General features: G+C 71.7%; 21 protein-coding genes. 6 read left to right on the top strand and 15 right to left on the bottom strand.

Going from position 1 to position 18241, the window contains the following annotated elements:
• Positions 1 to 46: 46 nt before the first annotated feature.
• The 4 genes from AMYTH_RS47735 to AMYTH_RS0107680 all read right to left on the bottom strand — a co-directional run bounded on the left by AMYTH_RS47735 (position 47) and on the right by AMYTH_RS0107680 (position 1709).
• The gene (locus tag AMYTH_RS47735) at positions 47 to 313 is read right to left on the bottom strand and encodes a hypothetical protein (protein WP_157360555.1); all 267 of its coding nucleotides are present in this window, start codon (positions 311 to 313) and stop codon (positions 47 to 49) included.
• A 145-nt stretch (positions 314 to 458) separates the two neighbouring features.
• Positions 459 to 614 (bottom strand): hypothetical protein, encoded by a 156-nt coding sequence (locus AMYTH_RS48710; RefSeq protein WP_157360556.1) that lies wholly within the window; start codon positions 612 to 614, stop codon positions 459 to 461.
• Entirely contained in the window at positions 611 to 1054 is a 444-nt protein-coding gene (locus tag AMYTH_RS0107675) for a DUF1622 domain-containing protein (RefSeq protein ID WP_027929812.1), read from the bottom strand. Before AMYTH_RS0107675 ends, AMYTH_RS48710 begins: the two co-directional genes overlap by 4 nt.
• 160 nt (positions 1055 to 1214) lie before the next feature.
• Complete coding sequence (locus AMYTH_RS0107680; RefSeq protein WP_027929813.1) at positions 1215 to 1709, bottom strand: MarR family winged helix-turn-helix transcriptional regulator; 495 nt, start codon at positions 1707 to 1709, stop codon at positions 1215 to 1217.
• 108 nt (positions 1710 to 1817) lie between these two features.
• Between AMYTH_RS0107680 and AMYTH_RS0107685 the strand changes: the two genes are divergently transcribed.
• Positions 1818 to 2567 carry an SDR family oxidoreductase gene (locus AMYTH_RS0107685; protein ID WP_027929814.1) on the top strand — a complete coding sequence of 250 codons (750 nt, stop codon included), beginning with the start codon at positions 1818 to 1820 and terminating at the stop codon, positions 2565 to 2567.
• A gap of 133 nt (positions 2568 to 2700) precedes the next feature.
• Here the strand turns inward: AMYTH_RS0107685 and AMYTH_RS0107690 are convergent, their stop codons facing one another.
• From AMYTH_RS0107690 to AMYTH_RS0107705, 4 genes are all read right to left on the bottom strand, one after another.
• A complete protein-coding gene (locus AMYTH_RS0107690) occupies positions 2701 to 5088 on the bottom strand; it encodes an ATP-binding cassette domain-containing protein (protein ID WP_027929815.1) in 2388 nt (795 codons plus the stop codon).
• A 63-nt stretch (positions 5089 to 5151) separates the two neighbouring features.
• Positions 5152 to 5559 (bottom strand): VOC family protein, encoded by a 408-nt coding sequence (locus tag AMYTH_RS0107695; RefSeq protein ID WP_017982415.1) that lies wholly within the window; start codon positions 5557 to 5559, stop codon positions 5152 to 5154.
• Between the two features lie 10 nt (positions 5560 to 5569).
• Positions 5570 to 5968 (bottom strand): helix-turn-helix transcriptional regulator, encoded by a 399-nt coding sequence (locus AMYTH_RS0107700; protein WP_123686839.1) that lies wholly within the window; start codon positions 5966 to 5968, stop codon positions 5570 to 5572.
• 148 nt (positions 5969 to 6116) lie between these two features.
• A complete protein-coding gene (locus tag AMYTH_RS0107705; RefSeq protein WP_037322389.1) occupies positions 6117 to 6497 on the bottom strand; it encodes a hypothetical protein in 381 nt (126 codons plus the stop codon).
• A gap of 48 nt (positions 6498 to 6545) precedes the next feature.
• Here AMYTH_RS0107705 and AMYTH_RS0107710 point away from each other — a divergent pair, with 48 nt between their 5' ends.
• Complete coding sequence (locus AMYTH_RS0107710) at positions 6546 to 7349, top strand: glycerophosphodiester phosphodiesterase (RefSeq protein WP_037322391.1); 804 nt, start codon at positions 6546 to 6548, stop codon at positions 7347 to 7349.
• Between the two features lie 69 nt (positions 7350 to 7418).
• Here the strand turns inward: AMYTH_RS0107710 and AMYTH_RS0107715 are convergent, their stop codons facing one another.
• Positions 7419 to 8090, bottom strand: a complete 672-nt coding sequence (locus AMYTH_RS0107715) for a transglycosylase family protein (protein ID WP_027929819.1) — start codon at positions 8088 to 8090, stop codon at positions 7419 to 7421.
• A 239-nt stretch (positions 8091 to 8329) separates the two neighbouring features.
• Here AMYTH_RS0107715 and AMYTH_RS0107720 point away from each other — a divergent pair, with 239 nt between their 5' ends.
• Positions 8330 to 9085 carry a thymidine kinase gene (locus tag AMYTH_RS0107720; protein WP_027929820.1) on the top strand — a complete coding sequence of 252 codons (756 nt, stop codon included), beginning with the start codon at positions 8330 to 8332 and terminating at the stop codon, positions 9083 to 9085.
• Between the two features lie 228 nt (positions 9086 to 9313).
• A complete protein-coding gene (locus AMYTH_RS0107725) occupies positions 9314 to 9661 on the top strand; it encodes an RNA polymerase-binding protein RbpA (RefSeq protein ID WP_017982421.1) in 348 nt (115 codons plus the stop codon).
• 79 nt (positions 9662 to 9740) lie between these two features.
• Here AMYTH_RS0107725 and AMYTH_RS0107730 read toward each other — a convergent pair whose 3' ends face one another.
• The 4 genes from AMYTH_RS0107730 to AMYTH_RS0107745 all read right to left on the bottom strand — a co-directional run bounded on the left by AMYTH_RS0107730 (position 9741) and on the right by AMYTH_RS0107745 (position 14832).
• The gene (locus AMYTH_RS0107730) at positions 9741 to 10505 is read right to left on the bottom strand and encodes a DUF2382 domain-containing protein (RefSeq protein WP_027929821.1); all 765 of its coding nucleotides are present in this window, start codon (positions 10503 to 10505) and stop codon (positions 9741 to 9743) included.
• Between the two features lie 315 nt (positions 10506 to 10820).
• A complete protein-coding gene (locus AMYTH_RS0107735) occupies positions 10821 to 11588 on the bottom strand; it encodes a polyprenol monophosphomannose synthase (RefSeq protein WP_027929822.1) in 768 nt (255 codons plus the stop codon).
• A 27-nt stretch (positions 11589 to 11615) separates the two neighbouring features.
• Positions 11616 to 13202, bottom strand: a complete 1587-nt coding sequence (gene lnt, locus AMYTH_RS0107740) for an apolipoprotein N-acyltransferase (RefSeq protein WP_037322393.1) — start codon at positions 13200 to 13202, stop codon at positions 11616 to 11618.
• A 10-nt stretch (positions 13203 to 13212) separates the two neighbouring features.
• Entirely contained in the window at positions 13213 to 14832 is a 1620-nt protein-coding gene (locus tag AMYTH_RS0107745; RefSeq protein WP_027929824.1) for an amidohydrolase, read from the bottom strand.
• A 98-nt stretch (positions 14833 to 14930) separates the two neighbouring features.
• Here AMYTH_RS0107745 and AMYTH_RS0107750 point away from each other — a divergent pair, with 98 nt between their 5' ends.
• Positions 14931 to 16298, top strand: a complete 1368-nt coding sequence (locus tag AMYTH_RS0107750; RefSeq protein ID WP_027929825.1) for a KamA family radical SAM protein — start codon at positions 14931 to 14933, stop codon at positions 16296 to 16298.
• 4 nt (positions 16299 to 16302) lie between these two features.
• Here the strand turns inward: AMYTH_RS0107750 and AMYTH_RS0107755 are convergent, their stop codons facing one another.
• A complete protein-coding gene (locus tag AMYTH_RS0107755) occupies positions 16303 to 17067 on the bottom strand; it encodes a sulfite exporter TauE/SafE family protein (RefSeq protein WP_027929826.1) in 765 nt (254 codons plus the stop codon).
• 64 nt (positions 17068 to 17131) lie between these two features.
• Between AMYTH_RS0107755 and AMYTH_RS0107760 the strand changes: the two genes are divergently transcribed.
• Positions 17132 to 17911, top strand: coding sequence for an AraC family transcriptional regulator (locus tag AMYTH_RS0107760; RefSeq protein WP_027929827.1), 780 nt, complete (start codon positions 17132 to 17134; stop codon positions 17909 to 17911).
• Here AMYTH_RS0107760 and AMYTH_RS0107765 read toward each other — a convergent pair.
• Positions 17886 to 18215, bottom strand: a complete 330-nt coding sequence (locus AMYTH_RS0107765; protein ID WP_051362587.1) for a hypothetical protein — start codon at positions 18213 to 18215, stop codon at positions 17886 to 17888. The two genes, AMYTH_RS0107760 and AMYTH_RS0107765, sit on opposite strands and share 26 nt — an antisense overlap.
• Between the last annotated feature and the right edge of the window lie 26 nt (positions 18216 to 18241).

Raw genomic sequence — 18241 nt, forward strand, 5'->3', positions numbered from 1 at the left:
GCATGGCCTCGACGATAGGAGTGCACGCGTATCGCCGGCATATCGGTCAGGCGTGCGCGCGGCGGAGGCGTTCGGCGACTTGGGCCCAGAGCGCTTTCCCTGGGATTGCGGTGTAGCCGTGGAGAGCTTCCCAACGGATGTCGTGGGCGGCCGGCCACAGGCCCGCCGCCCACGCGATCTGCTGTTCTTCCGCGGTGAACGACCGGCCACCGCGGACATCGACCGCCGCCGGAACAGCACGGCGGCCGGCGTGGTGCCCCAGATGGTCCCGGCACCACGCCGGTAACCAGTCCGGCAGGTCGTCCAGCACCACGGTGAAGACTGTGCCACGGGCCCCGTCGCGAGGCGGGGTCATCTTCACCGGGGAAGCCCCGCACCAGCCCTCTCGGCACTCTACTTGACATAATGTGCATTATCGGCGCATGACGGGGAGGCTGCGACGGGGAGGGACTGAGGCCTCACGTGGCTACCAGGAGGACCCACAACCCGAGCGCTGCGACCTGCAGGCGCCTGGCCCGGCGGGAGACCATCACGAGCACGATGGTGCCGACGGGAAGTGGGCTGAACGCCCGGTCGGCCGCGAAGGCCAGGATCTCGCCGACCGCCCTGATCATGACTCCTCCTGCGTCGATGCCGTGACGGCCGCGCTACGGCTGACAGCCGGTGTGCTCCGGTTGGCCTGCGCGGCGCGGGCGATTGTGGTGGCCCCACTGGCGAGGGCGCGCCGCCAGGGCGGGACCCCGTCGATTTCGACCTGCAAGGAGAAACTGAGGAAGGTGCGGATCAGCACGATCAGCCCTAGGACGGCGACGCTCTCCAGGGTCGGCGTGACCGCTACCGTCCGGATCAGGTCCGCCGCGACGAGGATCTCCAGCCCCAGCAACAGCACCCCGCCGAACGTCTCCCGCAGCGCGCGGTACCCCCTGCGGTTGCCCTCCTTCCGCCACAGCCGAGCCGCGACGACCAGCGACCACAGCAGTCCGGCGACCAGCGCGAATGCCCCCGCCGCCTCGAAACCCTGTGCGACGTGCTCCATCACCCCGGAGAACGTCATCGGCCCGGACTCCGGGGTGGGGCGCTGCGCTCGCCGGTCATGTCTCCCCCTCACTCGCCGTCTACTCCCACGATCCGGGATCCGCGGCGACAACTCCTCCCCCTGGCCGGGTGAACACCACGACTTCGCGGCGCCAGACGAACGACGTCCGCGTGCCGGGCTACACCGGGGGTGGCGGCAGCGTTCCGCGGGCCAGGAGGGTCTCGTAGACGCCCTCCATCGCTTCGGTCAGCGACGGCAGCAGGTCCTCGGACAGGCCGGCGAAGAACAGGTCCTTCACCAGTTTCACGTGGCCGGGCGCGGCGTCCGCGAGCAGGGCGCGCCCCTTGTCGCTGAGGCTCACCTCGATCGCGCGGCGGTCCACGGTGGACTGTCGCAGTCGGAGCAGCCCGCGGCCCTCCATGCGGCGGGCGTGGTGCGAGGTGCGGGTGCGTTCCCAGCCGATGTGGTTCGCCAGCGCCGTCATCTGCAGGCGCCCTTCGGGCGCGACGCTCAACGCGGTCAGCACGTCGTAGTCGGCGAGAGAGATGTCACTGTCGGCCTGCAACTGGCGGTTCATCTCGTAGCGAAGACGCAGCTGGACGCGGATGTAGGCGAGCCAGGCGCGCTGCTGCTCCGGGGTGAGCCAGTCCGGCTCGTTGCGTTTAGGTGACATGTCTCGTAACCTGTCGATCGTGGGCGAACGGCGGCGTTGCCAGGCGATTTTCCCGTACCGGTCGCCGCGACGGCGCGCTGCCCGCCCCCTTCGGACAGGAATGAGGAAATGACGGTTCTCACCGGTAAAACCGCGGTCATCACCGGCGCCACCAGCGGCATCGGCCTCGCCGCGGCGCGGCGCTTCGCCGCCGAAGGCGCCCGGCTGTTCATCACCGGCCGCCGCGAAGACGCGCTGAAGGAGGCGGCCGCCACGATCGACGGCGAGGTCACCGCCGTACGCGTGGACAGCGCCGATCTCGCCGACCTCGACCGGCTCTACGCCACGATCGGCGAGCAGGGCCTGCGCATCGACGTGCTGTGGGCCAACGCGGGCGGCGGCTCGTTCGCCACCCTGGACCAGGTGACCGAACAGCACTTCGACGAAATCTTCGGCACCAACGTGCGCGGCACGCTCTTCACCGTCCAAAAGGCACTCCCCCTGCTCAACGACGGCGCGTCGGTCATCCTCACCGGGTCGACGGCCGCGACCGTGGGCACCGAGGCGTTCGGCGTCTACGGCGCCTCCAAGGCCGCGATCCGCTCGTTCGCGCGGACCTGGGCCAACGAGCTCAAGGGCCGCGGGATCCGGGTGAACACGATCAGCCCGGGCCCGATCGACACCCCGGGCATCACCGGGCTCGCGGCCGGCGACGAGGAAGCGGTGGAGTTGAAGCGGACGCTCGCCGGCACCGTCCCGTTGGGACGGATGGGGCGGCCCGATGAGGTCGCCGACGTCGGGGTGTTCCTCGCCTCCGGCCACAGCAGCTTCGTCACGGGCATCGAGATGTTCGTCGACGGCGGCGCGAACCAAGTGTGAGCGCCGTGGACCTGGGACGGATCGGTGTCTGGAGCGTCGGGCTGCGCACCGCGCTGCACGCAGTGGCGGGAGCCGGCCGCGGTCGTCCGACCGCCCGGGCATCCGGCGTGCGGCCGGATGCCCGGGGGCGCGATCAGGCCACGTACTCGGCGAGGTGCTCGCCGGTGAGGGTGGACTTCTTGGCGACCAGCTCGGCCGGGGTGCCCTCGAACACGATCTGCCCGCCGTCGTGGCCCGCGCCGGGCCCCAGGTCGATGATCCAGTCCGCGTGGGCCATCACCGCCTGGTGGTGTTCGATCACGATGACCGACTTGCCGGAGTCCACGAGCCGGTCCAGCAGGGCCAGCAGCTGCTCGACGTCGGCCAGGTGCAGGCCGGTGGTCGGCTCGTCGAGGACCAGCACGCCGCCCTTCTCCCCCATGTGCGTGGCCAGCTTGAGCCGCTGGCGCTCGCCGCCGGACAGCGTGGTCAGCGGCTGCCCCAGCGTCAGGTACCCGAGGCCGACGTCGGCCAGGTGGGTGAGGATCCTGTGGGCGGCGGGCACCTTCGCCTCGCCGTCGCCGAAGAACTCCAGCGCCTCGGCCACCGGCATCGCGAGCACCTCGCTGATGTCGCGCCCGCCGAGCTTGTACTCCAGCACCTCGGCCTGGAACCGCTTGCCTTCGCACTCCTCGCAGGTGGTGGCCACGCCGGCCATCATCGCGAGGTCGGTGTAGATCACGCCGGCGCCGTTGCAGGTCGGGCAGGCGCCCTCGGAGTTCGCGCTGAACAGGGCGGGCTTGACGCCGTTGACCTTGGCGAAGGCTTTGCGGATGGGTTCGAGCAGCCCGGTGTAGGTGGCGGGGTTGCTGCGCCGCGAGCCCTTGATGGCGCCCTGGTCGACGGTCACGACACCGTCGCGGCCGGACACCGAGCCGTTGATGAGCGAGCTCTTGCCCGAGCCCGCGACACCGGTGACGACGACCAGCACGCCGAGCGGGATGTCCACGTCGACGTCACGCAGGTTGTGGGTGTTCGCGCCCCGGACCTCCAGCGCGCCGGACGGCTCACGCACCGACGGCTTCAGCCTCGCCCGGTCGTCCAGGTGCCGCCCGGTGAGCGTGCCGCTGGCCCGCAGCCCCTCGACGGTGCCCTCGTACACCACTTCCCCGCCCTCGGTGCCGGCGCGCGGGCCGAGGTCGACGACGTGGTCGGCGATGGCGATGGCCTCCGGCTTGTGCTCGACGACGAGCACGGTGTTGCCCTTGTCGCGCAGCTGCAGCAGCAGGTTGTTCATGCGTTCGATGTCGTGCGGGTGCAGCCCGATCGTCGGCTCGTCGAAGACGTAGGTGACGTCGGTGAGCGAGGAGCCGAGGTGGCGGATCATCTTGGTGCGCTGCGCTTCGCCGCCGGAGAGCGTGCCCGCGGGCCGGTCGAGGCTGAGGTAGCCGAGTCCGATCTCGACGAACGAGTCCAGGGTGTGGCGCAGGGATTCCAGCAGCGGCGCCACCGACGGCTCGTCCAGGCCCTTGACCCACTCGGCGAGGTCGCTGATCTGCATGGCGCACACGTCGGCGATGTTCTTGCCCGCGATCTTCGACGACCGGGCCTCGGCGGACAGGCGGGTGCCGTCGCACTCGGGGCAGGTGGCGAAGGTGACCGCGCGTTCCACGAAGGCGCGGATGTGCGGCTGCATCGCCTCCTTGTCCTTGGACAGCATCGACTTCTGGATGGTCGGGACCAGGCCGGAGTAGGTCAGGTTGATGCCGTCGACCTTGATCTTGGTCGGTTCCTTGTAGAGCAGGTCGTCGAGCTGCTTCTTGGTGAACTTCTTGATCGGCTTGTCCGGGTCGAAGAACCCGCAGCCGCGGAAGATGCGGCCGTACCAGCCGTCCATGCTGTAGCCGGGGATGGTGACCGCGCCCTCGTTGAGGGACTTGTTCTCGTCGTAGAGCTGGGTCAGGTCGATGTCGGAGACCCGGCCCATGCCCTCGCAGCGCAGGCACATGCCGCCGGTGATGTTGAAGCTGCGGCGTTCCTTGACCGTGCGGCCGCCGCGTTCCACGGTGACCGCGCCCGCGCCGCTGATGGAGGCGACGTTGAAGGAGAACGCCTGGGGTGAGCCGATGTGCGGCTTGCCGAGGCGGCTGAACAGGATGCGCAGCATCGCGTTGGCGTCGGTGGCGGTGCCCACGGTGGAGCGCGGGTTGGCGCCCATCCGCTCCTGGTCGACGATGATCGCGGTGGTGAGGCCGTCGAGGACGTCGACCTCGGGTCTGGACAGCGTCGGCATGAAGCCCTGAACGAAGGCGCTGTAGGTCTCGTTGATGAGCCGCTGCGACTCCGCGGCGATCGTGCCGAACACCAGGGAGCTCTTGCCCGAGCCGGACACGCCGGTGAACACGGTCAGCCTGCGCTTGGGCAGCTCGACGCTGACGTCCTTGAGGTTGTTCTCCCGCGCGCCGTGGACCCGGATGCGGTCGTGGCTGTCGGCGGCGTGGGTGGCAGGCCCCTGCGTGTTCTTCCTGGTGGCCTTGGTCATCGGGTCTCCCGTGGTGTGCGGTGGGTGGTGGCGGCCGGGCGGCCGCCACCACGGGTGGGGGTGTCAGGCGAGCTGCTGGAGGCGGACCATGTTGCCCGCCGGGTCGCGGAAGGCGCAGTCGCGCACGCCGTAGGGCTGGTCGACCGGTTCCTGGACGACCTCGGCGTCGCGGGCCTGCAGGCGCTCGAAGACGCCGTCGAGGTCCTTGGTGGCCAGGTTGATGCTGGCGAAGGTGCCCTTGGCCATCATCTCGGTGATGGCCGCGCGCTCGCTGTCGGTGATGCCGGGGGTGGCCTCCGGCGGGTACAGCACGATGGAGACGTCCTGCCCGGGCGGGCCGACGGTGATCCAGTGCATGCCGTTGTAGCCGACGTCGTTGCGGACCTCGAAGCCGAGGACGTCGCGGTAGAAGGCGATGGCGGCGTCCCGGTCGTTGTGCGGGAGGTAGGTGGCGTGAATGCTGATGTCCATGGCCGTCAGGTTATTTGCGGGCCACGGGCGGCGCTTCTCGATTCCTGATCGGTCTGGTGACCTGTTTCGCGACGCACGGCGGCATGCCCACGGTCGCCTCCGCGGCCTCGGCGCGGTAGGCGCTGGGCGGCATGCCGACCAGCTCGGTGAAGCGGGTGCTGAAGGTGCCCAGCGACGAGCTGCCGACGGCGAAGCAGACCTCGGTGACGCTCATGTCGCCGCGGCGCAGCAGCGCCATCGCGCGTTCGATGCGCCGGGTCATGAGGTAGGAGTAGGGCGATTCGCCGTAGGCGCGCTTGAACTCGCGGCTGAGGTGCCCGGCGGAGACGTTCACCCCGCGGGCGAGCGCCTCGACGTCGAGGGGCTGGGCGTACTCGCGGTCGATCCGGTCCTTGACCCGGCGCAGCATCGCGAGGTCGCGGAGGCGCTGAGCCTGGGTGGAACTCCTGGTCACTGCCGAATCGTGCCATAACGGGCGGCCTCGTGCGGCCGGTTCGGCACATCGCGCGCGGATGTCGCCGGTCACTGGCCGCCGCGGCCCGTGGTGGCGGGTGGGTTCAGCGCAGCCGTTCGAGGTCGCGGGCCGTTTCGGCGAGTTCGAGTGCCATGCGGCGCAACTCGCCGGGGTCGGCGCCGTCGTCGACGGCCGTGACGACGTCTTCGGCGGCGCAGCGCAGCTGGAAGAGGCGGTCCTGCAGCGCGGTCAGCTCGGTGTCGGACAGCACCACGGCGTCCTCGGGCAGGCCGCTGCGCTGGACGGCGACCCGGCGTTCGTAGGCGCGCTGGCGGCAGGACTGGCCGCAGTACCGGCGGCGACGGCCGGTGCTCCCCTGCTCGATCGGCCGGCCGCACCAGCCGCAGTGCAGGACGGCGCCGGGCCGCCGCCGGCGCGCGGAAACGTCACGTGACGCTTCGATCTGGTCCACCTGTCCGCTCACGCAGCAGACCCTAACCGGCCACGCGGAACTCATGCCTCGGCCACGCCGATGCCCCACACTGGTCGGGTGCAGATCAACCACCCGTACCTGAGCGGCACCCTTCCCCGCGCGTTCGCCCACCGCGGGTGGCACCTGGACGAGCTCGACGGGCTGGAGAACTCGCTGCCCGCCTTCCAGCGCGCGGTCGCCGAGGGCTACGCCTACGTCGAGACCGACGTGCACGCCACGGCCGACGGCGTGGTCGTGGTGCACCACGACGCGCTGCTGGACCGGACCACCGACGCCCACGGCCCGATCGCGAAGCAGACCTGGTCCGCGGTCTCCCGCGCGAAGGTCGGCGGCCGGGTGCCGGTGTCGCGGCTGGAGGACGTCCTGGAGGAGCTGCCGCAGACGCGGTTCAACATCGACGTCAAGAGCGACCGGGCGATCGTGCCGTTCGTCAAGACTGTCGAGCGGATGGGCGCGATCGACCGGGTCGCGGCGGCGGCGTTCTCCGACAACCGGCTGGCCGCGATCCGCAAACTGGCCGGGCCGAAGCTGATCACTTCGATGGGCCCGCGGTCGGCGGCCGTGCTGTGGGCCAGCGGGTGGCTGCCGTGGGCGCGGCTGGGCTTCCTGCGCCGGGGCGAGATGGCGCAGGTGCCGTCCCGGCAGGGCGCGATGACGGTGATCGACCGCGGGTTCGTGCGCAGCGCCGAGCGGGCCGGTGTCGAGGTGCACGCGTGGACGATCAACGAGCGGGCGCACATGGAGCGGCTGCTCGGCCTCGGGGTGCACGGCATCGTCACCGACCGGCCGGACGTGCTGCGTGAGGTGCTCACCGAGCGCGGCGCCTGGCCGCCCGCCGACTAGCCACCTCGCGCCCGCCCCGGCTCCACGGCGCCACTTAGCCACCCGCGCCCACCTCTGCCGCGGGGAGACCTAACGGGGCGGTTTGCCCTCCCACGCCGCGTTCCACGTCTTGGGGCCGAGGCGGCCGGAGTCGTTGATGCCGTTGGCGCGCTGCAGGTCCAGCACCGCGTCGCGGGTCTTGTCGTAGTAGCAGCCGGTGCCGGTGAAGCCGTAGCCGAAGGCGTTCATCCGCAGCTGGAAGGTCTTGAGGGCTTCGGCGCAGTCGCCGTAGGCGTAGACGACGCCGGGCCAGGCGGGCTTGGCGCCGGCGACCGGGGCCGGGACGGGGCCGCCGCCGATGTAGGCGCTCTCGGCGTAGGTGGGGACGCGTTTGCTGCGGGCGTCCTTGTCGTTGCGCAGCCCGAGCATGCCGGCGCACTCCCAGGGCTGCCAACCGCGCATGCGGTAGAGGTAGAGGGCGCGGTAGTCCTGCTCGGCGGGGGTGGCGAGGTCCGGGCGGCCCTGGCCGCCGACGCTGCGCCAGGTGGGCAGGTCGAACTGGTAGGCGCCGTAGTACCCGTTGCCGGTGTTGACGGTGTAGCGGTTGCTGGACTCGCACATGCGCAGCTTGAGCCAGGTCGCGGCGCTGGGGTCGGCCGACGCGGACGGGACGGCGACCAGCTGGGCCCCCAGGGCCAGCAGCGCGGCGAGCGCGAGACGGGCTCCGGCGCGGGCCGAGGGTCTCCAGCGGGGCTTTCTCATGCGGTCACCGTAAGTTCGCGCACCACGAACCTCAACTGTCACACCAGCCTCAGCAGTACCAGCATCGACGGGTCGCAGGGGGTCGGTGACACGCGCGCAGGCCTGCGAACACCCCGGAAACCGGACAAAAACCCTCCCCTTGCTCCCCGCTCCCCTGTCATCGGCAACCGGACGCGGCTGCTCCGCTGTTTTCACCCGATCAAGGGAGCCCGTCGCGGGGCTGGATAGGGTCGTCGGTCGTGAGCACCCTTGGCGACACCGATCCGGACCCGACCGACGCCCTGTCCCCGCTGCCCTCCCGCAACGGGTCGGGCACGCCGGCGCGGGGCAGGCTGCGGTTCTGCTACGGCCCGATGGACTGCGGCAAGTCCACGCTCGCGCTGCAGATCAACCACAACCACGCCCGGCAGGGCAGGCGCGGGATGCTGCTGGTGCGGCACGACCGGTCGGGTGAGCCGCGGATCAGCAGCCGGATCGGGATCACCCGCGAGGCGACCGAGGTGGGCGCGGACACCGACCTGCGGCAGCTGGTGCGCCGCGAGTGGGTCGCCGGGCGCCCGCTGGATTACCTGATCGTGGACGAGGCGCAGTTCCTGTCCGCGGCGCAGGTCGAGCAGCTGGCCGAACTGGCCGACGAGGTGTCCCTGGACGTGTACTGCTTCGGGATCGCCACCGACTTCCGCAGCCGTCTCTTCCCCGGCGCCCAGCGGTTGTTCGAACTGGCCGACGACCTGCAGCCGGTGCAGGTGGAGGTGCTGTGCTGGTGTGGCGCGCCGGGGCGGTTCAACGCCCGGGTGGCTGACGGCGAAGTCCTCCGGGAGGGTGACACCGTGGTGGTCGCCGACACCGCTCCGGGGGTAGTTGAAAACGCAAGTTCACCACACTGGGAGACGGAATTGGCTACCTTGCGTTATCAAGTACTATGTCGCCGCCACTTCCGCCTCGGCGACCTGGGGCCCGCGTCGCCGCAACACGGTCAGCTGCGGCTGACCTGAACGGATCAGCCCTTCCCCCGCACGGGGGAATATGCCAAGAAGACCCCCACATCCGCGTCACGTCGCGCACCGAATCGACTCTCAACAGAGGAAGCTGTTGCCGAGGGGTGATTCAGCTCATCGTGAGTAACGACATGGTGCTGTGGGAATTCCCAGTTGCCAGTAGCCGTTGCATAGGGTGAGCATCACCCTGGCTCTAGACCCGGAGCCGACTGAAAGGACGTCATCATGGCCGACCGTGTTCTCCGTGGAAGCCGGCTGGGAGCGGTCAGCTACGAGACCGACCGCAATCACGATCTGGCCCCGCGCCGTACGGTGCGATACGCGTGTCCGAAGAACCACGAGTTCGAGGTGCCCTTCTCCGACGACGCCGAGATCCCCTCGGTGTGGGAGTGCCGCCTGCACGGCAGCGAGTCCGAGATCGTCGATGGCGCGCAGCCCGAGCAGAAGAAGGTCAAGCCGCCGCGCACGCACTGGGACATGCTGCTCGAGCGGCGGAGCATTCCCGAGCTCGAGGAACTGCTGAACGAGCGTCTCGCTGAGCTGAAGGGACGGCGTACGTCCAAGTCGGCGTAGCGCTTCTGCCTCTCCCACCACACCGAAGGCCCCCGTGTCCTCCCGCCACGGGGGCCTTCGCCTGTCCAGGGCAGCCCGCTCAGGCGCGGCGCTCCCGCCCGGTGTCGGCTTCGATGTGCTCCTTGCGGACTTCGCCCGCCACGGTCTCGGTGTCCTGAACCTCTTCCTTGGCCAGCCGCACCCGCTCGACCGGCACGGCTTCGGTGTCGACCACCGGCCGCTCTTCGCGCAGAACGACCTCGTGCTCCTCCTCGGAGATGGCGGGCCCGTCCATGGCCTGGCCCCGGTTGGCGTCGGTGATCGGTTCCCGCTCGACGCGCACTTCCTCCCGGGTCACCGGGACTTGGACCTGCTCGGTCTCGGTGACCACGTACTTGCGCAGCCGGGCGCGGCCGCGTTCGCGCTGCTCGGTGCCGACCCGTAGCCGCTCCTCCGACCGTGTCATGGCGTCGTCGGTGGCGGGGCCGGAGATGTCCCGGCCGGTCGTCTCCCGCGCGGGTTCCGCCTGCTGCGGCACCTGGTAGTGGCGGTAGAGCCGCTGCTCCTCGCTCTCGTCGATGTGGCGGCCCTGGGCCGTCGGGTCGGGCGTCACCCGCGGCGCGTCCTTGATCAGGTCCTTGGGGTAGGTCGTCTCCAGGTCGCCGTCGTCGCGTGGGCGCACCCCCTGGACGGGCACCAGGGAGTCGTGGGTGCCGAACAGGCCGGTGCGCACCGTGAGCCAGGTGGGGTGGCCCTGCTCGTCGTCGGTCCACAGCTCCTCGACGTGGCCGATCTTCTCCCCGCTGGTGTGGTAGAGGGTGTGCCCGGCCCAGTCCGCGAAGTAGCGCGTGCCGATTTCGGTCATGGTGGTTCCTTCACTGGAGGCGCCGGCGGACGGCCGGCGGTTTGAGGGGAACCCGACGCCGACGAAGACGTCGTTCTGCTCAGTCGGGTCCATCGATGTCGCCGCAACGGGCTCGGCGGCTCGACCTCCAGTTACCCTCGGCAGTGATCGGTTATCGGACCAGCCGGAATGTCACCGCAATGGCGCAGAACAGCAGGTCGCGTTCGACGACCGACAGTAGAAAACGCCCCCGCCGTCGCCCGTCGGCACGGGGCCGACCGGGCGACGGCACACGGACAGTAGTGCGCGGTTCTGGCGCGAAACGGGGCCGACGGGTCAGCGGCGGCGCAGCAGCGACCGCACCTGCTCGGCCCGGTAGCGGGCACCCCACAACCCCACGCGCAGCAGGGCCTCGCGGATGATGGCGCTGCTCATCTTCGACTGGCCGATCTCCCGCTCGGTGAAGGTGATCGGCACCTCGACCACGTCGAAGCCGGTGCGGACGGTGCGCCAGGCGAGGTCGATCTGGAAGCAGTAGCCGCGCGAGGCGATCTCGTCCAGCGGGAGCTTCTCCAGCACCTCACGCCGGTAGGCGCGGAACCCCGCGGTCACGTCCTTGATCCGCACGCCCAGGGCGAGCCGCGAGTACAGGTTGGCCGCGCGGGAGAGCAGTTCCCGGTGCTTGGGCCAGTTCACCAGGCTGCCACCGGGCACGTAGCGGGAGCCGAGCACCAGGTCGGTGTCGCCGAGGGCGGCCAGCATCCGCGGCAGGTCCTCGGGCGCGTGGGAGCCGTCGGCGTCCATCTCGACGATCGTGCGGTAGTCGCGTTCCAGGCCCCATCGGAACCCGGCCACGTAGGCGGCGCCGAGGCCGGCCTTCTCGGTGCGGTGCAGCACGTGGACGCGGTCGTCGCCGGCGGCGATCTTGTCCGCGAGCTCCCCGGTGCCGTCCGGGCTGCCGTCGTCGACCACCAGGGCGTGCACCTCGGGCAGCGCCCGGTGCAGCCGGTCCAGGATGAGTGGCAGGTTGTCCCGCTCGTTGTAGGTCGGGATCACCACCAGCACCGGATCGATCGGTCGGGCCGCCCGTGGCGCGTGCGCCATCCCCTTGTTCCTCCCCCGCGGAGAACCTCACTCCGCCCTGGTCGCCGTCGTGCTCGTCGCCCGGGTGCGGACGCGCAGGACGAGCCCGGCCAGGATGGCGGCGAGCGCCGCCCCGACCAGCCCGTACTCCGTGGACGCCCCGAGTCGATCCGACAGCGTAGCCTGTGTGCGCAGCGGCACATCTCCGACCAGGGACGCGGCGGTGAACTGGCTGGTCGACTGGGTGACGGTGCCGTCCGGTTCGACCAGGGCGCTGACCCCGCTGGTGGCCGACACGACGACCGCGCGGCCGTGCTCGACGGCCCGCAGCCGCGCCATCGCCAGCTGCTGGTAGGTCATTTCGCTGTGGCCGTACCAGGCGTTGTTGGTGGGCAGCACGATCAGCTGGGCGCCGTCGTTCACCGCGTCGCGGGAGACGTAGTCGTAGGCGATCTCGTAGCAGATGGGCACGGCGACCCGGGTGCCGGCGATGTCGAGCACCGCCGGGGTGGACCCGGCCTGCATGTCGCCGGTGTCGTCGACGAAGGGCGTGAACCAGCGGGCGATCGAGCGGGCCGGGACGAACTCGGCGAAGGGCACCAGTTCCTGCTTGGTGTAGTTCTCGCCGCGGCCGGTGGCCGGGTCCCACACGAACTCGGTGTTGCGGGTGCGCTGCCCCGGCTCGCGGTAGCGGGCGCCGATCAGGGTGGGGATGCCGAGTTCCCGCACCATCTGGTCGAGCACCGGGTCGGTGGTGGTGAGGTCGGTGGCGGTCTCCGGCCACGCGATGAGGTCCGGCGTGGGCACGGCGCCGGAGCGGATCGCCGCGCGCAGGACCTCGCTCTGGGCGAGGTGGTTGGCGCGCAGGGTGGCCGACTCGTTGATCAGGTCGAGGCCGACGTCGGGCGCGTTGCCCTGCACCGTGGCCACCGTGCGGCTGCCGGCCTGGGCGCCGGTGCCGATCGTGGGCCACAGCGCGAGCCCGGCGATCACCGGGACGACCGTGGCGATCACGGGCAGGCGGAGCGCGCGCCGGTCGCGGCGGGCGGCGTGCGCGAGCAGCGCGGCCAGCCCGAACCCGGTGAGCACGACGGCGAACCCGGTCAGCGGCGCGCCGCCGATCGAGGCGAGCGGGGTGAACGCCCCCTCGGGCTGGCTGAACGCGACGCGGCCCCACGGGAACCCGCCGAAGGGCCACCAGCTGCGCGGGGTCTCGCTGGCGATGATCACCGCCGCCATCCACACCGGAGCGCCGGGCAGGCGGGCGACGACGGTGCAGAGGGCGGCGGCGAGCCCGAGGTAGGCGGCCAGCGCGGCGGACAACGCGACCCACGGTGCGGGGCCGAAGCCGCGGCCGAGGAAGTCCTGCAGCCAGAACAGCAGCGGCAGGTACAGGCCGAGCCCGAACGTGAAGCCGTAGCCGAGGCCGCCCCAGAACCGCCGCCCGCGCAGCGCCAGACCTAGACCGGCGAAGCCCAGCGGCGCGAGCCACCACAGGTCGCGGGGCGCGAAGGCGAGGTAGAACACGAACCCCGACGCCGCGGCGAGCGCGAGGCGCAGCAGCCAAGGCCGCCACTGCCGCTTCTTCTGGGTGGGTGCCGACGGCTCGGCGGACTCGGCCACTGGTGCTGCCACGCGATGAACTCTAGGCCGCGGAGGTGAACGCGTCGTAGAGCACCTCACCGCCCCGGACCGTGCGCAGGCAGGTGGGCAGCGGAGCGTCCGGGTCGAGCGGCGGCAGCGCGGGGACGCGCGAGCGCGGGTCGGTGGACCAGCGCTGGACCCGGGAGTCCGGCGCGGCGACGACGAGGTCGGCGGCGTCCCAGACGGCGTAGTGCGCGGGTGCGCCGGGCACCAGGCTGCCGGTGAGGCCGTCGTTGACGCCCGCCGCGCGGTGGCCGCCCCGGGTGTGGGCGGTGAAGGCGGCGCGCGCGGACAGGCCGGAGCCGGGCGTGCGGTGGTGGACGGCCGCGCGGACGCTGTCCCAGGGCTGCAGCGGGGTGACCGGGCAGTCGGAGCCGAACGCGAGCAGGACCCCCTCGGCGGCGAGCATCGCGAACGGGTTCATGGCCGCGGCGCGCCCGGGGCCCAGCCGCTGGGCGTACATGCCCGCCGTCCCGCCCCACAGGGCGTCGAACTGGGGCTGCATGGAGCCGGTGACGCCCCAGCCGGCCAGCGCCTTGGCCTGCTCGGCGTCGATCATTTCGAGGTGCTCGAGGCGGTGGCGGCCACCGGCCAGCGCCCGCTGCCCGACGGTCTTCTCGGCGAGCTCGAAGCCGCGCACGACCTCGGCCACGGCGGCGTCGCCGATGACGTGGAATCCGGCCTGCAGTCCGGCTTCGGTGCAGGCGATCAGGTGCCCGGCGATGGTGTCGGCGTCGAGGTAGCGGGCGCCGGTGGAGCCGGGTTCGTCGAGGTAGGGCTCGTGCAGGGCGGCGGTGTGGGAGCCCAGCGCGCCGTCGGCGAACAGGTCGCCGGCCAGGCCGCGTGCGCCGAGGCGGCGGGCGGTGTCGACGGCGTCGAGCTCACCCCAGTAGCCGATCACCTCGGGATGGCCGGGTTCGGCGGCGAGGGCGAGGAGGTCGGCGAGGTCGTCCTCGCCGGAGATGTCGGGCCCGGCGCATTCGTGGACGCTGACGATGCCGCGGGCGGCGGCCAGGCGGAGGAAGGCCTCCTGGGCGCGGCGGCGTTGCTCGCGGGTGAGCGCGGCGCGCACGGCGGCGCGGACGTGGTGGTGCGCGTCGCGGGTCAGCGGCCCGTCCGGGGACCAGCCTGCGGCGTCGCGGGCGGCGGGGGCGGCGGGGGCGAGTTCGACCAGCGCGGTGGAAACCAGGGCGGAGTGGACGTCGACGCGGCTGAGGTAGACGGGGACCCCTGCGGCGGCTTCGTCGATCTCGGCGCGGCTGGGCAGCCGGTCCGCGGTCCAGGTGGTCTCGTCCCAGCCGTGGGCGATCAGGACCTCGCCGGGGCGGGCGGCGGCGCGGATCGCGGCGAGCAGGCCGGCGGCGTCGGTGATCCCGCCGAGGTCGACTCCGGCCAGGTGGAGGCCGGTGGCGGTGGCGTGCACGTGGGCGTCGACGAAGCCGGGGGCGACGAACGCGCCGTCGAGGTCTTCGACGCGGGCGTCCGGGTGCAGGGCGCGGCCGGGGCCGTCCTGGCCGATCCAGACGATGGTGCCGTCCTTGACCGCCATCGCGGTGGCGTCGGGGTTGCTGGGCGAATGGATCCGCCCGCCCAGCAGGAGCGTGGTGCTGTCGTCGGTCACGGTGTCGAGTGTGCACGATGGGTCGCGACGAAAGCTTTTACGTCGTATTGTCACTTTCACCGGAAGTTTTGACGCCACAGCGCCGACGAGGAGCAGAGATGACTGCGATCCAGGAAGTCTCCCCCGCCGACACCGATGTCGCCGAGCAGCCCTACGCCTACCGCCGCACCGAGCTGGCCGAACCGGACTGGCGCCGGTTCCCCGGGTGGCGGGAGGTGACCGAGGCGCAGTGGCGGGACGCCCAGTGGCAGCGCGTGCACTGCGTGCGCAACATCAAGCAGCTGCGCGCGGTGCTCGGGGACCTGGTCGAGGAGCGGTTCTACGACGACCTGGCCGCCGACCAGCGCGAGCTGGCGACGATGTCGATGCTGGTGCCGCCGCAGATGCTCAACACGATGACGGTGGACTCGACCGAGGCGTTCTACGCCGACCCCGTCCGCCGCTACATGCTGCCGGTGCGCAGCGACCGCGACCCGGAGTGGCCCAGCCACCCGCACTCGGCGCGCGACTCGCTGCACGAGGCCGAGATGTGGGTGGTGGAGGGCCTGACCCACCGCTACCCCACCAAGGTGCTGGCCGAGCTGCTGTCGACCTGCCCCCAGTACTGCGGCCACTGCACCCGGATGGACCTGGTGGGCAACTCGACCGAGCAGGTGGTCAAGCACAAGCTGGACCTCAAGCCGGTGGACCGCCAGGACGCGATGATCGATTACCTGCGCCGCACGCCGGGCGTGCGGGACGTGGTGGTCTCCGGCGGGGACGTGGCGAACGTGCCGTGGCACCAGCTGGAGTCGTTCCTGATGCGACTGCTGGACATCGAGACGGTGCGTGACATCCGGCTGGCGACCAAGGCGCTGGCCGGGCTGCCGCAGCACTGGCTGCAGCCCAAGATCGTCGAGGGGCTGGAGCGGGTGGCGGGCACGGCGCGGCGGCGCGGGGTGAACCTGGCGATCCACACGCACGTCAACCACGTCCAGTCGGTGACGCCGCTCGTCGCCGAGGCGGCGCGGACCGCGCTGGAGGTCGGGGTGCGGGACGTGCGCAACCAGGGGGTGCTGATGCGCGGGGTGAACGCGACCCCGGCCGCGCTGCTGGACCTGTGCTTCGCGCTGCAGGGCGAGGCGAACATCCTGCCGTACTACTTCTACCTGTGCGACATGATCCCCAACGCCGAGCACTGGCGGCTGGCGGTGTGGGAGGCGCAGGAGCTGCAGCACGCGATCATGGGCTACCTCCCGGGCTACGCGACGCCCCGCATCGTGTGCGACGTGCCCTACGTCGGGAAGCGCTGGGTGCACCAGGTCGCCGAGTACGACCGCGAGCGCGGCATCTCCTACTGGACGAAGAACTACCGCACCGGAATCGAACACGACGACCCCGAGGCGCTGCGCCGCCGCTACCCGTTCTACGACCCGATCTCCACGCTGCCCGAACAGGGCCGCGCCTGGTGGACGGCGCGGGGCTGAGCGCTCAGGCCGTGACGATCACCGCGATCGTCACGGCCACCAGCAGCGCCACGTAGGCGATGGCGTGCACGCGGTCCGGGATCCGGCCGGTCACGCGGCGGGTGATCGCGATCGCGGGCAGCGAACCGGCGAGCAGCAGGCCCGCGGCGGCGACGTCGACGTACCCGGTGGGGCCGTCCGCCGACACGGCGTAGACCACCGTGGCGACGACGGCGACCGGCGCGCTGAGCGGGTTCGCGATCGCGGTCGCCTCGGTCATCGGCAGGCCGCTGCGCCGCAACAGGGGCACGGTCAGCACGCTCCCGCCGACGCCGAGCGCGCTGGCGACCACGCCGATCCCGACCCCGCCTGCCGTGCGGGCGACCGGGCCCAGCCCGCCGGGACCGGCGCCGCGGTCGAGGAATCCGCTGCGCAGCAAGCAATCCGCGATCGTGATCAGCAGGTAGGCGACGAACGCGGCGTGCAGGATGGGTTCCGGCAGGCGGGTCGTGGTCAGCGCGCCGAGCGCCGCGCCGGCCGCGATGAACCCGGCCAGCGGCCACACTCGGTCCCGGCGCAGGCGGCCCGCCCTGGCCTGGGCGAGCGTGGCGGCCAATGAGTTGACCACCATCACCGCCGCCGAGGTCGCGACCGCGACATGCATCTGCCCGGTCACGGCGAACACCACGGGCACCGTGAGGAAGCCGCCGCCGAAGCCGAACAACACGGTGGTCACGCCGGTGAGGCAGCCGAACGCGAGCAGGACGGAGAAGGACACCACGTCCGGCACGCTAGGACCCGGCCGCGGTGGCGGGCATTCGACGAACCGCCACCGGTCATCGAGAATCCGACAGGTGCGCAACGTTCCCCTCGCCGACGTCGACGGCCTCGACCGGGACGTGCTGGCGATCGGCACCGACTACCCGCCGGACCACCTGCTGGAGTTCCACGAGCACCGGCGCGCCCAGTTCCTGCACGGCGCGACCGGGCTGATGGAGGTGGAAACCGCCGACGGCACCTGGACCGTGCCCGCCGACCGCGCGGTCCTCATCCCGCCGCGGACTCGCCACCAGGTCCTGATGCGCGGCGTCAGCACCCGCAGCCTCTACCTCGAACCCGCGGCGGTGCCGTGGTTCCCCACCCGCTGCCGGGTCGTCGCGGTCTCACCGCTGCTGCGGGAACTGCTGCGCGCCGCCGTCGACGCCGAACCGGAGTACCCGCGGCACGGGCGCGACGCCGCGGTGATGGAGCTGATCCGGCACGAGATCCAGGCCCTCGCCCCGCTGCCGTTCGACCTGCCGTTGCCCCGCCACGCCCGGCTACGCGCGCTGTGCCTGGATTTCCACCGGCGCCCGGACGTGCATGTGCCGCTGTCTGCGTGGGCGGCCCGCCTGCACCTGTCCGAGCGCACCCTCAACCGGCTCTTCCGCGCCGAGACCGGGCTGACCTACCAGCGGTGGCGCCAGCGCGCCTGCGCCCTGCACGCGATCCGGCTGCTCGCCGCCGGCGCCACCGTGACGGCGGTGGCCTCGGCGCTCGGGTACGACACGCCGGCCGCGTTCGCCGTGATGTTCCGCCGCGAGACCGGGTCCGCGCCCAGCGGGTTCCTCACACGTGGCGCAGCGCCTGGTTGAGCAGGTTGCCGCTGCGGTCGAGGCAGTCGTCGCAGATCACGGCGCCCGTCTGGGCGCACCGCATGCGCGGGAGGCTGCGGGTGAAGCCGAGGAAGGTGCGCCGGTCGGTGCGGTCGCAGAACTCGCACGGCTCTCCCCCGCTCCGCAGCCGTTCCAGGTCGGTGCCGCCGCGGCTGGTGCGCGGCTGTCCGTCGCGGACGAGACCGAGACCGGTTTCCACGCAGCGCGCGCAGATCGGGCCGGCCGGCCCGGGGACGCGGCGCTCACCGGCCGCGGGCGGGGTGTCGCAGAACCTGCACCGCATCGTCCGGTCTTCCCGATCGGGTGGCA

The sequence above is a fragment of the Amycolatopsis thermoflava N1165 genome, from assembly GCF_000473265.1.
In the GTDB taxonomy this organism is placed as follows: domain Bacteria; phylum Actinomycetota; class Actinomycetes; order Mycobacteriales; family Pseudonocardiaceae; genus Amycolatopsis_E; species Amycolatopsis_E thermoflava.

Coding starts and splice junctions, on each gene's coding strand:
- AMYTH_RS0107730 (WP_027929821.1), bottom strand. CDS start 10,505: ATGACCGAAATCGGCACGCGCTACTTCGCGGACTGGGCCGGGCACACC.
- AMYTH_RS0107690 (WP_027929815.1), bottom strand. CDS start 5,088: ATGACCAAGGCCACCAGGAAGAACACGCAGGGGCCTGCCACCCACGCC.
- AMYTH_RS0107725 (WP_017982421.1), top strand. CDS start 9,314: ATGGCCGACCGTGTTCTCCGTGGAAGCCGGCTGGGAGCGGTCAGCTAC.
- AMYTH_RS0107765 (WP_051362587.1), bottom strand. CDS start 18,215: ATGCGGTGCAGGTTCTGCGACACCCCGCCCGCGGCCGGTGAGCGCCGC.
- AMYTH_RS0107695 (WP_017982415.1), bottom strand. CDS start 5,559: ATGGACATCAGCATTCACGCCACCTACCTCCCGCACAACGACCGGGAC.
- AMYTH_RS0107715 (WP_027929819.1), bottom strand. CDS start 8,090: ATGAGAAAGCCCCGCTGGAGACCCTCGGCCCGCGCCGGAGCCCGTCTC.
- AMYTH_RS48710 (WP_157360556.1), bottom strand. CDS start 614: ATGATCAGGGCGGTCGGCGAGATCCTGGCCTTCGCGGCCGACCGGGCG.
- AMYTH_RS0107735 (WP_027929822.1), bottom strand. CDS start 11,588: ATGGCGCACGCGCCACGGGCGGCCCGACCGATCGATCCGGTGCTGGTG.
- AMYTH_RS0107710 (WP_037322391.1), top strand. CDS start 6,546: ATGCCCCACACTGGTCGGGTGCAGATCAACCACCCGTACCTGAGCGGC.
- AMYTH_RS0107750 (WP_027929825.1), top strand. CDS start 14,931: ATGACTGCGATCCAGGAAGTCTCCCCCGCCGACACCGATGTCGCCGAG.
- AMYTH_RS0107700 (WP_123686839.1), bottom strand. CDS start 5,968: ATGCTGCGCCGGGTCAAGGACCGGATCGACCGCGAGTACGCCCAGCCC.
- AMYTH_RS0107675 (WP_027929812.1), bottom strand. CDS start 1,054: ATGACGTTCTCCGGGGTGATGGAGCACGTCGCACAGGGTTTCGAGGCG.
- AMYTH_RS0107680 (WP_027929813.1), bottom strand. CDS start 1,709: ATGTCACCTAAACGCAACGAGCCGGACTGGCTCACCCCGGAGCAGCAG.
- AMYTH_RS0107685 (WP_027929814.1), top strand. CDS start 1,818: ATGACGGTTCTCACCGGTAAAACCGCGGTCATCACCGGCGCCACCAGC.